Origin of the sequence: Bifidobacterium breve DSM 20213 = JCM 1192, assembly GCF_001025175.1 — a bacterium.
GTDB lineage: Bacteria > Actinomycetota > Actinomycetes > Actinomycetales > Bifidobacteriaceae > Bifidobacterium > Bifidobacterium breve.
In genome coordinates this window covers 1,988,736-2,004,035 of the sequence record NZ_AP012324.1, presented here as the reverse complement: position 1 = coordinate 2,004,035, position 15,300 = coordinate 1,988,736, and the positions used below count along the sequence as shown (strand labels likewise).

The window sequence follows — 15,300 nt, the reverse complement described above, 5'->3', positions numbered from 1 at the left end:
GTGAGCGTTCACACCGCGGTATTGGCCGAAAATGGGCGGTTTTGTGCGCTTTTTCGCGAGACATCGGGAATCTGGTCGCGCAAATCGGGGTAACGTAGTTCCCATGATGATTGCTTTGCAAGCTGCAACGCCGCAGCTACCGAGAACCAAAGCCGTTGCAGATCAAGTAGTCGCCGTGGGCGAGACTGATTCGACCAACGCGTTGGCTGCGCGCATGATAGGTGACGGGTCGTTGACGCTGCCTGAGTGCAAGGGCGGCACGCTTGCCGTCGGTGTAGTCGTCACCGATTGGCAGAGCGCCGGACGAGGGCGTAATGGTCATACCTGGATCAGTCAGCCTGGCCGTTGCTCAACGATGTCCTATGCCGTGCGCATTCCTCGCGCGATCGCCACCGACGAATCGGTGAACGGCTGGCTGCAGATGATTGCGGGCCTGGTCACGCTCGATGCGCTGAACGGCATGATTAAGGAATATGGCGCCGCTCCGAATAAGCAGGATTGTTTTTTGGAGCTCAAATGGCCAAACGACGTGTTCTGCCACGGGCTCAAGCTCGGCGGACTGCTCTCTGAACTGGTGTTGTTGCCGGACGGGGAAGCTGATGATGATGTTGTCGTCGTCTTCGGGGTCGGCCTGAATTTGGCGTTGGGCGCGAGCCGTTTGCCGACGCCGCAGTCGACTTCGCTGCAGCTGCACGTTTCGGGGTTGCCGTCGTTCAACGAGATGCGTGACGCGGTGGCCGAACGTGAGGTTGAGGGCTTCCGAGAGCGCTTGGCAGCGTTCATTGCGGATCCGCACGGGCAGGCCGAGGCATTGCGTGAAGAGATGAAGGCGGTATGTTGGGCGCGCGGCCGTCAGGTCGAGGCGCACTTCACCGATGGCACCACGCTGATTGGTGAGGCAATCGGGCTTAATGAAGATGCCTCATTGATCTTAAGAACAGAAGACGGCACGGACCATACGGTCCGCACCGCCGATGTAGGAGTGCTGTAGGTCAGCGACCGAGCTTGGACAGACCGGCTGCGGCCAAGGAGGCGACGACTGCCTTGATGGCGTCGCCGGCGACGAAGCCCATGGAAGCCAAGGCCACGGCGGCGATCGGTACGCCGGTCAGCGCGGACTGAATGACGAAGCCAAGGGCGTACACCACCACGACGCCGCCAACCAGAGCGGTCAGCAGGTAGCGGCCTGCGGTGAGAGCGGCGGCGGAAGCGGACGAGGTGTTGGCTTTACCGCGCAGCAGCGCGATAACAATCACGCCAGGCAGGAATCCGAAGAGGAAGCCGGCGCTCGGGCCGACCAGAGCCATGGTGGAAGCGCCGCCCGCGAACACCGGGAGACCGACTGCACCAGCTGCCAGGTAAGCGGCGACGGCGGAACCCGCCTGACGCCACGGCAGCATCAGACCAGCAAGCATCACCACGAAAGTCTGTAGGGTGATCGGTACCGGTGTGCCCGGAATCGGGATTGCGCCTGCGGCTGCGGACAGCCACATCAGTACGGCGAACAACGCCGGCTTCCACGAAGCGGCGACGATGCGGCGACCGAGTGATGCGGTGGCCGCAGTGGATGAGGTGGTGTGTGAAGTCTGCATGATGAATAACCCCTATGTTGTGTGCTATCGCCGTTACTGGCAGGCGGTATGCGATGGAGTGGGAGTGCCGTGGCCTTATGTGGCCTTGATGCGCATTAGCCGTCCATATTGCGGACGGCTTGGCATGCGTACCATCGACTGCGGAACGAGGCGGTTGATGCCGAATCGAGTGCTGATCCATTGGCTGTATCCGCCTGTACGTTGAGCCTTCCCCCGAACTTACGGTTGCCATCGTAGGAGTGTTCGGTTTCGTGCGATTTCGTGATAACCCACAAATTTTCCGATTCTGGTTTGTTGCAAGTTGACGAATACATGAATGGCGTCAACTTCCGGCGTGCTTGGTCGATAGCGCCAAAAACCCTGATGTTCCAAGTCTTAAGGGGTGCGTGGGCATGCGGTTGCGCTCCCGAAACTTACGTACTCGTTTGTTCATGGCCTACAAAAGCCGATGATATGTTTTGTGCGAACTCAGCTTGCCCCATACCTCATATCAAGGGCACAATTTGACGTTATGGCTCATATTGTCAAAAAACTGCTGATCGCGAACCGAGGCGAGATTGCGCTTCGCGTAGTGCGTACGGCCAAGGAGATGGGTATCTCCACCGTGGCTGTCTACTCCGAACAGGATCGCAACAGCCGCTATGTGGACATGGCCGACGAAGCATACCTGCTTTCCGGCGACACCTACAAGGACACCTACCTCAACGAGGATCTGCTGATCGACATCCTGCACAAAACCGGTGCGGACGCCGTGCACCCCGGCTATGGATTCCTGTCTGAAGTGCCGAGCTTTGCGCAAAAGGTCGAGGATGCCGGTGCCATTTGGGTGGGCCCGCACCACACCGCGCTCGTGGATCTCGGCGATAAGATCACCGCCCGCCGCGTGGCCCTGCGTGCCAAGGTACCGCCCGTGCCAGGTCTGTCCGAACCGGTGACCGATGTGCGCACCCTGCTCGACTTTGCACACACCCACGGCTACCCGATCATGATGAAGCGCACCGATGGCGGTGGCGGCCACGGCATCACCGTGGTGCATGACGACGAGGAACTGCGCCGCTTCTACATGAACCACGACGCACTGCAAGGCGGCGATCTGAAGGAATACTTCATCGAGAAGTTCGTGGACAAGGCACGCCACGTCGAGACCCAGTCCGGACGCGACTCGCACGGCAACTTCACCGTGTACTCCACCCGTGACTGCTCGCTGCAGCGCCGCAACCAAAAGCTTGTGGAAGAAGCCCCCGCGCCTTTCCTGCCCGAGGAAATCGTCAGCACTTTGGAGGAGTACTCCCGCCGCCTGTTTACCACGGTCGGCTATGTGGGCTTGGGCACCTGCGAATTCATGGTGACCCCGAATGGCAAGGTGTATTTCCTGGAAGTCAACCCGCGTCTGCAGGTGGAACACACCGTGTCCGAAGAGGTCAGCGGCCTTGACCTGGTGCGCGAACAGCTCAACATTGCAGCGGGCGGTGAACTCACCCGTGCCCCTGAGCCGCGCGGCCACAGCTTCGAACTGCGTATCACCAGCGAAGACCCGGCCACCAACCTGACCCCTGGTTCCGGCACCCTCGAGAAGATTCAGTGGCCGGCCGGACCCGGTGTGCGCATCGACACCGGTGTGGAGCAGGGTGACACCATCTCCCCGAAGTTCGACTCGATGATGGGCAAGGTCATCGTCACCGCCCAGAACCGCCTTGACGCCGTGGCCCGAGTGCGCCGTGTGCTGGACGAGCTGGTGATCGAAGGTGTGCCCACGCCGATTCCGCTGTTCAAGGAGATCTTCCGCAACGACGACTTCACCGCCGAGAACGGTCACCCGTTCTCCGTGTCCACCAAGTGGCTGGAACGCACGTACCTGAACCGCACACCGGCTTCCGCCAGCTCGGGTCAGCCGGCATCGCTGGCTGGTGCCGCAGCTCCTGCCGCGCCCGACAAGTCCACGTCCGAAACCTTTGTCATCGAGATGAACAACCGCCGCGTCAAGCTCACCGTGCCACTCGACATCGTGGAGAACATCACCGGATCGGCCCGCGCCCGCGGTGCCAAGCGACCCACTCAGCCGTTGCGCGGCGCAGGCCTGCACAATGTGGCCTCCGGCGCCGCCAAGGCGAACGATGGCGCCAAATCCGGCGTCATCGCGTCCCCGATGCAGGCCGTGGTCACGCGCATCAACGTGTCCGAAGGTCAGCAGGTGGCCAAGGGCGACCTGCTGGTGGTGCTCGAATCCATGAAGATGGAGAACTACGTGTACGCGCCGGCCGCAGGCGAAGTGAAGAAGATCTTCGTCGGTCCAGCCGATGGTGTGGAAGCCGGCGACACGTTGGTCACGCTGGATGTGGCCAAGGCCGAGGACTCCAAGAAGGAGGGCGGCAATGACTGACATTATGGATTCGCCGGCCGTCAATGCCGTGACTGCTACCTCGGCGACCAACGCCTCCCAGCCTCCGGCTCACCAGCCGCTGCGCACCGCCGTGGTCAAGGCCGCCGAACTGGCTCGCGCCGCCGAAGAGCGCGCCCGCGACAAACAGCACGCCAAAGGCAAGAAAACCGCGCGCGAACGCCTTGACCTGCTCTTCGACACTGGCACGTTTGAGGAGATCGGCCGCTTCCAGGGCGGCAACATCGCCGGCGGCAACGCCGGTGCGGCCGTCATCACCGGCTTCGGCCAGGTCTACGGCCGCAAAGTCGCCGTCTACGCCCAGGACTTCTCCGTCAAGGGCGGTACCCTCGGCACCGCCGAAGGCGAGAAGATCTGCCGACTGATGGACATGGCCATCGACCTCAAAGTGCCGATCGTGGCCATCGTGGACTCCGGTGGCGCCCGCATCCAGGAAGGCGTGGCCGCCCTGACCCAGTACGGCCGCATCTTCCGCAAGACCTGCGAGGCCAGCGGCTTCGTGCCCCAGCTGAGCCTGATCCTCGGCCCCTGCGCCGGTGGCGCCGTCTATTGCCCGGCACTGACGGACCTCATCATCATGACTCGCGAGAACTCGAACATGTTCGTCACCGGACCGGACGTGGTCAAAGCCTCGACCGGCGAGACCATCTCCATGGCCGACCTCGGCGGCGGCGAAGTGCATAACCGGGTGTCCGGCGTGGCCCACTACCTCGGCGAGGACGAATCGGATGCCATCGACTACGCGCGCACCGTGCTCGCCTACTTGCCGTCCAACAGCGAAAGCAAGCCGCCGGTCTACGCCTACGCCGCCACCCGCGCCGAACGCGAAACCGCCAAGCGACTCGCCACCATCGTGCCCGCCAACGAACGCCAGCCGTACGACATGCTCGAAGTGATCCGTTGCATCGTCGATTACGGCGAATTCGTGCAGGTGCAGGAACTGTTCGGCGCCTCCGCGCTCGTCGGCTTCGCCTGCATCGACGGCAAGCCGGTCGGCATCGTGGCGAACCAGCCGAACGTGCTCGCCGGCATCCTGGACGTCGACTCGTCCGAGAAGGTCGCCCGATTCGTGCGACTGTGTGACGCGTTCAACCTGCCCGTGGTCACCCTCGTGGACGTGCCCGGCTACAAGCCCGGCTCCGACCAGGAGCACGCCGGCATCATCCGCCGCGGCGCCAAGGTGATCTACGCCTACGCCAACGCGCAAGTGCCGATGGTGACCGTGGTGCTGCGCAAGGCGTTCGGCGGCGCGTACATCGTGATGGGATCCAAAGCCATCGGCGCGGACCTGAACTTCGCGTGGCCCTCCTCCCAGATCGCGGTGCTCGGTGCGGCCGGCGCGGTGAACATCATCCACCGCCATGACCTGGCCAAGGCCAAAGCCTCCGGACAGGACGTCGATGCGCTGCGGGCCAAGTACATCAAGGAGTACGAGACCAGCACCGTCAACGCGAACCTCTCGCTGGAAATCGGGCAGATCGACGGCATGATCGACCCCGAACAAACCCGTGAAGTGATCGTCGAATCGCTGGCCACGCTTGCTACCAAGCGCCGCATCAAGCGCACCACCAAACACCACGGCAACCAGCCACTTTGATTTTTGAAGACGTCAACCAAAACACAAGTAAGGAAAGTAATGTCCACCTTCTTCCTCAACCGCCTGACCACCGAGCCTCATGCGCTCGCTTTCGCCGGCCAGTCCACCCCGTGGCCGGTCGCCTTGGCAGACCAGACCACCGATCCCAGTCTTGACGAGGCCCTGCGTGGCCACGTCGCCGCAGCCAACCGACTGCTCTCCCCGGCCGCCGCTGACCTGCTGGCCACCACCGGTCGTCCGGTCGACCTGTTCGGCTTCACCCCGAACCCGGCCCACCTCAGCGCTGCAGCCGACGCCACCGCATCCGTGGAAGGCGTGGCCCTGACCCAGCTCGGCGCCCTGCTCGACTTGGAACACCTTGGCTACAGTGTGGCCGCCGCCAAGCCGGTTGCCGTGCTCGGCCACTCCCAGGGCGTGCTCGCCGTGCACATGACCCGTGCCATCGAGGCCGCCGGCTCCATCGAAGCCGCCGGCAAGACCCTCGACGAGATTCTGGCCGTCGCCGCCCTGATCGGTGCAGCCGGCACTCGCCGCGTGCGCGAACTGGGCCTGAACCCCAAGTACGGCGAGGCCAGCCCGATGCTCTCCGTCAAGGGCGCCACCCGCGAACAGGTTGAGGCTCTGGTCAAGCGCGTGAACAACGCCCGAGGCCCGATCTCCATCGCCGTCACCAACTCCGACAACCACCACGTGCTTTCCGGCTACCCGGAAGACCTGGCAGCACTCGCCTTCGAAACCGAGCGCGAGCACAAGCACCAGGCCAAGCTGCGTGAACAGAAGCTCCACGGCGGCACTGTGTTCAACCCCACTCTCGAATACCTCGAAGTCACCCTGCCCTTCCATTCTCCGCTCATGGCCGAAGCTGTTGAGCAGACCGTGTCTTGGGCTGGCGCCTGCGGCTTTGACCAGGATCGCACCCGCGCACTCGCTGAGGAAGTGCTGCTCAACCATGTGGACTGGAATGCCCGCGTCAAGGCGCTGTTTAACGCCGCCGACCCGGCCAAGCTGTGGATTGTGGACCTCGGCCCTGGCAACACGCTTGGCAAGCTGATCGGCAACGTGGTGCAGGGCACCGGCATCGGCGTGGTCGAAGCCACCACGTTGGCCGAGCGCTCCGCTCTCTCCACTTTGGAAAGCGAGCCCGAGCGCACCCAGAACTGGAAGGCACTCGCGCCGCGCGTCATCGAAACCCCGGCCGGCGCCAAGCTGGTCACCAAGTTCTCCAAGCTCACCGGCAAGCCGCCGGTGCTGCTGCCCGGCATGACCCCCACCACCGTGGAGCCGGAAATCGTGGCCGCAGCCGCCAACGCCGGCTACTGGGCCGAGCTCGCCGGCGGCGGCCAGGTGACCGCCGAAGTGTTCGACCGCCACATCGCCGCCCTCGAAGACGAGCTTGAGGAAGGCCGCACGGTTGAATTCAACGCGATGTTCATGGACCGCTACCTGTGGAACCTGCAGTTCGGCTCCTCCCGCATCGTGCCCAAGAAGCGTGCTTCCGGCGCTCCGATTGACGGCGTGGTCGTTTCCGCCGGCATCCCCGAGCTGGACGAGGCCGTGGAACTCATCAAGAACCTGCAGGCCGATGGTCTGCCGTACGTGAGCTTCAAGCCCGGCACCGTCGACCAGATTCGTCAGGTCGTGCGCATCGCCAAGGCCGTGGCCCCCACCACCATCATGATTCAGGTCGAAGGCGGCGAGGCCGGCGGCCACCACAGCTGGGAAGCCCTGGATGACCTGCTCGCCGCCACCTACGCCGAAGTGCGCGCCTGCGACAACCTCGTGCTGGTCGCCGGCGGCGGCATCGGCACCCCCGAACGCGCGGCCGACTACATCTCCGGCCAGTGGGCCCACGCCTACGGTCTGCCGGACATGCCGGTCGACGGCGTGCTTATCGGCACCGCTGCGATGACCGCCAAGGAAGCCCACACCAGCCCCGAAGTCAAGCAGATGCTCGTCAAGACGCCCGGCATTCCGGCCGACGCCAAGTCCGATGATGTGTTCGCCCCGCAGGCCGCCCACTGGGTGCCGTCCGGCAAGTCGGTCGGTGGCATGTCCTCAGGCCTGAGCCACCTGCACGCTGACATCTATGAGCTCGAGAACGACTCCGCCGAATGCGGCCGCCTGCTTGTACGCGTCATGAAGCATCCTGAGGAGCTCGACTCCCGCCGTAAGGAAATCATCGAGGCCCTGAACAAGACCGCCAAGCCCTACTTCGGCGATCTGGCCTCCATGACCTACCTCGAGTGGGCACAGCGCTTCGCCGAACTCGCCTTCCCATGGGCCGACCCGACTTACGCCGACCGATTCCAGCACCTGCTGCAGCGCATCGAAGCCCGTGCGAACGACACCGACTCCGGCGAGTTCACCTCCAAGCTGTTCGCCGCCGACGGCGTTTCTGCCGATGAGGCCGCTGCCGCCGGCCTGCTGACCCGCGACGGCATTCTCGCCGATCCTGCCCCCGCGCTGGAAAAGCTCGCTCTGGCCTACCCGCAGACCGCCGAACTCAAGGTGGTCCCGGCCGATGTGGCCTGGTTCCCGGTGCTCGTGCGCGAATACCCCAAACCCATGCCGTTCGTGCCGGTCATCGACAACGATCTGCTGCGTTGGTGGGGGCAGGACCAGCTCTGGCAGTCCGAGGATCAGCGTTATTCCGCCGATTCCGTGCGCGCCATCCCCGGCCCGATTTCCGTGGCCGGCATCACCACCGTGGACGAGCCGATCGCAGACATCCTCGGTCGTTTCGAGAACGCCGCTATCGAGCGCGTGAAGGCCGAGCAGAATGCCTCTGAAAGCAATGACTTCGCTGCTCTCGGCGAGGCCGTTTCTGCCGAGGACTTCATCCGCAAGTCTCCGAACATCTCCTGGGTGGGCCACATCGCCGACAATCCCGCCTACGGCACCGCTCTGGGCGACCAGTACTACGAGATTCGCGCATTTGACGCCGCAGCCGGCAAGTACGATCTGGATATCCACCTCGACACCTACTGGGACAACGATCCGGACGGCGGCACCTCCAAGCACGCCGTTCGTGACATCGTCATTCCGCTCATCGTGGAAGGAACCGAGCCTGGCCGAGTGCCGGTCGTGGATCGCGAGCGTCTGATTCCGGACGTGTACGCAATGCTCGCCGCCACCGCCGGCATTGGCAATACCGCCATCACCGGCGACAAGCTCACCGCGATGCCCACCCTGTCTGTTCCCTCTGACGAGGGAGCTGTCACGGCGAATGCCGTGACTGAGGGAGAGACCGCTCAGAACAGGCCGTTCGGTACCGCCACTGCCACCTACACCTTGTCCGCCAACCTCGGCTTTGACCATGAGGCAGCTACTGGTGCCGCTCTGCCTGCCGCATTGCAGCCCAGCCGCATCGCTCCCGACGCACTGGTCGGCCCGGCCTGGCCGGCGATCTACACGGCGCTCGGTTCCGTGTACGTCAAGGGCTACCCGGTTATCGAAGGCCTGCTCAACGCCGTCCACCTCGACCACCTCATCGAACTTGAGGTGAACGAGGAGGACCTGCTCAAGCACACTGGCGAAACCATCACGCTGAAGTCTTGGGCTGAGGACTACTTCGAGTCCGCCTCCGGCCGTGTGGTCACGATTCACGTGACTCATACCGCTGCCGATGGCACGCTGCTCGCCCGCGAAACCGAGCGTTTCGCCATTCGTGGCCGCGTCTACTCTGACGCTCTGCCGGCTGACGCTCCTGAATTCGGCGATGCCGAGCACGCGGAAGTCGCTCCGACGCCGCGCCGCTTGCTGCGCCGTGTGAAGGTCGTCGCTCCGCACGACATGACCGCCTTCGCTCGCACTTCCGGCGACTTCAACCCGATTCACACCTCCACGCGCGGCGCCCGCATCTCCGGTCTGGCCGCCCCGCTTGTGCACGGCATGTGGCTGTCCGCCACCGCCCAGCACGCCGTGCAGGCACTGGACGAGAAGGGCGCCCGCTACGAGATCGCCGGCTGGACCTACAACATGTACGGCATGGTCCAGCTCGACGACACCGTCGAGATCTCCGTGGAGCGCGTCGGCAAGGTGCGCCACGGCGGCATGACCCTCGAAGTCACCTGCCGTATCGACGGCCAGCTAGTCTCCCGCGGTACTGCACTGGTCCGCGCGCCTCGCGCCGCCTTCGTCTACCCCGGCCAGGGCATTCAGAAGCAGGGCATGGTTCTGGACGAGCGCGCCAAGTCCGCCGCCGCCCGCGACGTGTGGGAGCGCGCCGACAAGCTCACCCGCGCCAAGCTCGGCTTCTCGATCCTGGGTCTTGTGCGCGATAACCCGAAGGAGCTCACCGCCAACGGCGTGACCTACCGTCACCCCGAAGGCCTGCTCAACCTGACGCAGTTCACGCAGGTGGCGCTCGCGACGGTTGCTTTTGCCCAGACCGCGCGCCTGCGCGAAGCCGGCGCCGACGTCTGGCCCGCCTACTTCGCCGGCCACTCGCTCGGCGAGTACAACGCGCTGTCCGCATTCGCCGACGTGATTCCGCTGGAAACCGTACTGGAGCTCGTGTTCCACCGTGGTTCCACCATGCACCACCTCATCGAGCGTGACGCCCAGGGCCGCTCCAACTACCGCATGGGTGCCCTGCGCCCGAACCAGTTCGGTGTGGACGACGCTCACGTCAAGGAATACGTGGAATCCGTGGCCAAGGCCTCCGGCGAATTCCTGGAGATCGTGAACTACAACCTCGCCGGCCAGCAGTACGCCATCGCTGGCACGATCGCCGGACTCAAGGCCCTGAAGGCCGATTCCGCCCGCCGCGTGGCCGCATTCGGCGGCAAGCCCGCGTTCATGCTGGTGCCCGGCATTGATGTGCCGTTCCACTCCACGCTGCTGCGCAAGGGCGTGCCGGAATTCCGCGACAAGCTCGACGCGCTGCTTCCCGCTTACATCGACTACCGTGGCCGTCTGGTGGACCGCTACATCCCGAACCTCGTGGCTTCGCCGTTCGAGATGACAAAGGAATTCGCCGCCAAGATCCTCGAAGTCGTGCCTTCCGAGCGTATCAAGGCCGCACTGGACGACCCGGCCGTGTGGGATTCCTACGCCGCCGATGACCAGAAGCTCGGCCGACTGCTGCTCACTGAGTTGCTCTCCTGGCAATTCGCCTCCCCGGTGCGTTGGATCGAAACCCAGGCACTGCTGTTCGGCAAGCGTGAACAGGGCGGCCTCGGCGTCGAAGAGTACGTCGAAGTCGGCCTCGGCAACGCCCCGACGCTCGCCAACCTCGGTGCCAAGACCCTGCGTCTGCCCGAGTTCGCCGGCAACAACACGGTGGTCTACAACGTCGGCCGCGATGAGGGCCGCGTCTACATGACCGACACCGATTCGCTGGTTCCCGACGACGAGCCGGAAGAGACCGCGGCTCCGGTCGAAACCGCTCCCGCCGGCGGTTCCGCCGTCGCCAAGCTTGGCTCGAGCGCAGCCGCTGACGCAGCGCCGGCTGCTGCCGCTGCTCCCGCACCGGCCGCTCCGGTTTCTGCCGCTCCCGCCGGCGCCCCGTCCGGTGCCGCCGTCGCCGACCTGCCCTTCAAAGCCTCCGATGGCATCGGCGTCCTCATGGCATACGCCGCCAAGGTTCGTCTTGACCAGATCGGCAGCAACGACACCACCGATACCTTGACCAACGGCGTTTCCTCTCGCCGTAACCAGTTGCTCATGGACATCAGCTCCGAGCTGGGCGTGGCCAGCGTGGACGGTGCCGCCGAGGCGACGCTCGACAAGCTCGCCCAAATCGTCAACAAGGCTGCCCCGAACTACAAGCCGTTCGGTGCCGTGCTCTCCGAGGCACTGCGCGATCGTCTGCGCTCGCTGTTCGGTGCCGCCGGCGTCAAGCAGCAGTACATCCGCGACCGTGTGGCCAACGTGTGGCAGCTCGGCGAAGGCTGGGTGGCCAGCGTGCTTGCCGCACTGCTGCTCGATACCCGCGAGGGCTCCAGCTCCCGTGGCGGTGACCTGGCCAAGCTGCCGACCGCTGCCGTGCAGAACAAGCCGGAAGCCGACAAGCTGATCGACGCCGCTGTTGAAGTGGTCGCCCAGCTTAAGGGCGTTGCCGTGGCTCTGCCGTCCGCCGGTGGTGCCGCTGGCGGTGCCGTGGTCGATTCCGCCGCACTCGACGCCTTCGCCGAGAAGGTCACCGGTTCCAACGGCGTGCTTGCCGCCACCGCCCGCTTCGTGCTGAACGAGCTCGGCGTGGCCGCTCCGGCTCCGGAGGAATCCGAGGACGAGAATGCCGCCGTGGTGGCCGCGGTCGAAGCCGAGCTCGGCTCCGACTGGCCCAAGCAGGTCGCTCCACGCTTTGATGCCAACAAGGCCATCCTCTTCGATGACCGTTGGGCCTCCGCCCGCGAAGACCTCGCCCGCGCCTACTACGACAACGACCCCGCCGCTCTGAACGGCAGCTTCATTGGCCTTGGCAAGACCATCGCCGCCGAAGCCCAGTGGTTCGCCGACAAGTCGGACAACGATGAGCTCAAGGACGCCTTCCAGAAGGCCGCTTCTGAAGCCCTCGAATCCGTTACTTCCGACAAAAACGCCTCCCGCTACGCGAACGACATCGCCATTGTCACCGGTGTGAGCCCGAACTCCATCGCCGCTCAGGTGGTCGAAGGCCTGCTCGCGGGCGGCGCCACCGTGGTGGCCACCTCGCACAGCTTCAAGCCGTCCATCAAGGCTTGGGCGAAGCAGGCGTACCGCGAGCACGCCACCGGCAACGCCAAGCTGTGGCTGGTTCCGGCCAACCTCTCCAGCTATCGCGACGTTGACGCGCTGGTCGACTGGGTGGGCCACGAGCAGAAGAAGACCTCTGGTGCCACCACCACGATCTTGAAGCCCGCGTGGGAGCCGACCCTGTTCTTCCCGTTCGCCGCACCGCCGGTTCACGGCACGCTTGCCGACTCCGGCGACCTGTTCGAGTCGCAGGCCCGACTGATGCTGTGGGGCGTGGAACGCGCCATCGCCGGCTTCAGCCACATCGGTGCCGACACCAACGTGCAGCACAAGCTGCATGTGGTGCTGCCCGGTTCCCCGAACCGCGGCGTGTTCGGCGGCGACGGTGCCTACGGCGAGGTCAAGAGCGCCTTCGACGCCATCGTCAACCGCGCCCGCGCCGAAAAGGTGTGGTCGAGCCGCGTCACTTTCGCTCACCCGAAGATTGGCTGGGTGCGTGGCACCGGCCTTATGGGCGGCAACGACCCGCTGGTCGCCGTCGTCGAGCGCCACGGCATTCACACCTACTCCACCGCGCAGATTGCGGCCAAACTGCTCGACCTGTGCACCACCGAATCGCGCGAGCAGGCCCTCAAGGCTCCGCTCGACGTGGATCTGACCGGTGGCCTCGGCTCCGAGCCCATCGACATCAAGGCGTTGCGCGCGGAGGCCATGGCCGATGCGGAGAAGGAAGCTTCCTCTGAGAAGGTTGCGATTGAGGGAGAGAAGCCGGAGGGCGGCGCCGCAGGCTCCACTCTCAAGGCTCTGCCCACCCCAATTGTCACCAAGCAGGCCTCGGTCGACCTTGCCGATTGGCAGAACGTCACCGCCAAGCCGAAAGACGAGATCGTCATCGTCTCCGTTGGCGAGCTGGGCCCGTGGGGTTCCGGTCGTACGCGCACCCAGGCCGAACTCGGCATCCACCCGGACGGCACCGTTGATCTGTCTGCCGGCGCAGTGCTCGAACTTGCATGGAACATGGGCCTGCTGACTTGGGCCGACAGCCCGAAGCCCGGCTGGTACGACACCGACGGCAACCTGGTGCCCGAAGAGGACATCGCCGAGCGCTACCACGACGAGGTCGTGGCCCGCTCCGGCATCCGCCCGTTCGAGGAAGGCATGGGCGACGACTACAAGGACGGCGCCGATGAAGAAGAAGCCGAGGTCTTCCTGGACCACGACGTCACCTTCTCCGTGCCGACCCGCGATGTCGCCGCCGAATACGTCAAGCTGGACGAGGCGCACACCACCATCGCCCCGGATGAGGAATCCGGCGAATGGAACGTGACCCGCCACGCCGGCTCGATGATCCGCGTGCCGCGCCGCGCCACCATGACCCGCACGGTCGGCGGCCAGTTCCCGAAGGGCTTCGACCCGACCCGTTGGGGCATCCCCGCTTCGATGGTCGGCGATGTCGACAAGATCGCCCTGTGGAACATCGTCACCACCGTGGACGCCTATCTGGGCGCCGGCTTCACCCCGGCCGAAATCCTCGAGTCCATCCACCCCTCGCTGGTGGCTTCGACCCAGGGCACTGGCTTCGGCGGCATGATGTCGATGCGCAAGCTGTACCTCGACCGCTTCCTCAATCACGAGATTCCGACCGACATCCTGCAGGAGGCCCTGCCGAATGTGGTCGCGGCTCACGTGATGCAGTCCTACATCGGCGGTTACGGCAACATGATCCAGCCGGTCTCCGCCTGCGCCACCGCGGCCGTCTCCCTTGAAGAGGGCGTCGACAAGATCGCCCTCGGCAAGGCCGACTTCGTGGTCACCGGTGCGATCGACGACATCGGCGTGGAATCCGTGATCGGCTTCGGCAACATGAACGCCACCGCCAACTCGGAGGAAATGTACGGCAAGGGCATCGACGCGCGCTTCTTCAGCCGCGCGAACGATCGTCGCCGTGGTGGCTTCCTGGAATCCCAGGGCGGCGGCACGATCCTTGTGACCCGTGGTGACATCGCCGAAAAGCTCGGCCTGCCGGTTGCGGCCGTGGTCGGCTTCATCCACTCCTACGCGGATGGCGCTCACACCTCGATTCCGGCTCCGGGCCTCGGTGCCCTGGCTGCCGGACTCGGTGGCAAGGACTCCAAGCTCGTGCACGACCTGGCTAAGCTCGGCGTCTCAGCCGACGACATCGCCGTGGTCTCCAAGCACGACACGTCCACCAACGCCAACGACCCGAACGAATCCGAGCTGCACAACACGCTGGCCCACGCCATCGGCCGCACCGACGGCAACCCGCTGTTCGTGATCTCGCAGAAGACGCTTACCGGCCACGCCAAGGGTGGTGCCTGCATCTTCCAGGTCAACGGTCTGACGCAGCTGTTCAAGTCCGGCGTGATTCCGGCGAACGCGTCGCTCGACTGCGTGGATCCGAAACTCCAGCGCGACGACCATATGGTCTGGGTCAGGAAGCCCCTGCGCATCGGCGGCGGCGAGGACGAGTTCGGTCGTGAGACCGCTGGTCGCCCGGTCAAGGCCGGTCTGGCCACCTCGCTCGGCTTCGGACACGTCTCCGGCTTCGTGGCGCTGGTTCACCCCGGTGCCTTCGAGGCCGCCGTGGCCAAGGCCGATGGCGAGGCCGCGCTGGAAGCCTGGCGTGAGCGTGCCAACGCGCGCTTGGCTGCAGGCCAGCGTCACCTCGAGGAAGGCATGATGGGTCGCGCCGCGCTCTACGAGCCGATCGATAACCGTCGCTTCCACGAGGATCACCGCGGCTACGACCACCATGAGGTCGAAAAGTCCATGCTCCTCAACCCGGACGCCCGTCTCGGTGCCGACGGCTACTACGAGGCCTGATATCCCCTGGCTTCCCTCGGTTGAGGGGAGCTGCCTCGCATATTTTTCTCACTGACACAGCCTCAGTGAGATAAAAATTAACAAAGTGCGAGAAGCCCCTCCGTGAAGGAGGGGCTTCTCGCACTTCAAGGGGCAGATTTGACATTCGCCGGAAGTCTACTTCCGTTTCAAGGGGTTGTTGCCCAAGTAGA

At 64.7% G+C, this 15,300-nt stretch carries 5 protein-coding genes; 4 read left to right on the top strand and 1 reads right to left on the bottom strand.

All coding sequences use genetic code 11. The features are described 5' to 3' along the window. Positions 1-103: 103 nt before the first annotated feature. Entirely contained in the window at positions 104-991 is an 888-nt protein-coding gene (locus BBBR_RS08805) for a biotin--[acetyl-CoA-carboxylase] ligase (protein ID WP_003829789.1), read from the top strand. 1 nt (position 992) lies between these two features. Here BBBR_RS08805 and BBBR_RS08800 read toward each other — a convergent pair whose 3' ends face one another. Then, positions 993-1,592, bottom strand: a complete 600-nt coding sequence (locus BBBR_RS08800) for a biotin transporter BioY (RefSeq protein WP_003829790.1) — start codon at positions 1,590-1,592, stop codon at positions 993-995. A 511-nt stretch (positions 1,593-2,103) separates the two neighbouring features. On the opposite strand from BBBR_RS08800, the gene BBBR_RS08795 reads away from it, so the two are divergent. Genes BBBR_RS08795 through BBBR_RS08785 form a run of 3 tightly spaced genes read left to right on the top strand, consistent with a single transcriptional unit; the run spans position 2,104 to position 15,109 of the window. Continuing rightward, positions 2,104-3,972 (top strand): ATP-binding protein, encoded by a 1,869-nt coding sequence (locus BBBR_RS08795; RefSeq protein ID WP_025300055.1) that lies wholly within the window; start codon positions 2,104-2,106, stop codon positions 3,970-3,972. Continuing rightward, entirely contained in the window at positions 3,965-5,587 is a 1,623-nt protein-coding gene (locus BBBR_RS08790) for an acyl-CoA carboxylase subunit beta (RefSeq protein WP_003829794.1), read from the top strand. Before BBBR_RS08795 ends, BBBR_RS08790 begins: the two co-directional genes overlap by 8 nt. A 39-nt stretch (positions 5,588-5,626) precedes the next feature. Next, positions 5,627-15,109 carry a type I polyketide synthase gene (locus BBBR_RS08785; RefSeq protein WP_003829795.1) on the top strand — a complete coding sequence of 3,161 codons (9,483 nt, stop codon included), beginning with the start codon at positions 5,627-5,629 and terminating at the stop codon, positions 15,107-15,109. Positions 15,110-15,300: the final 191 nt, after the last annotated feature.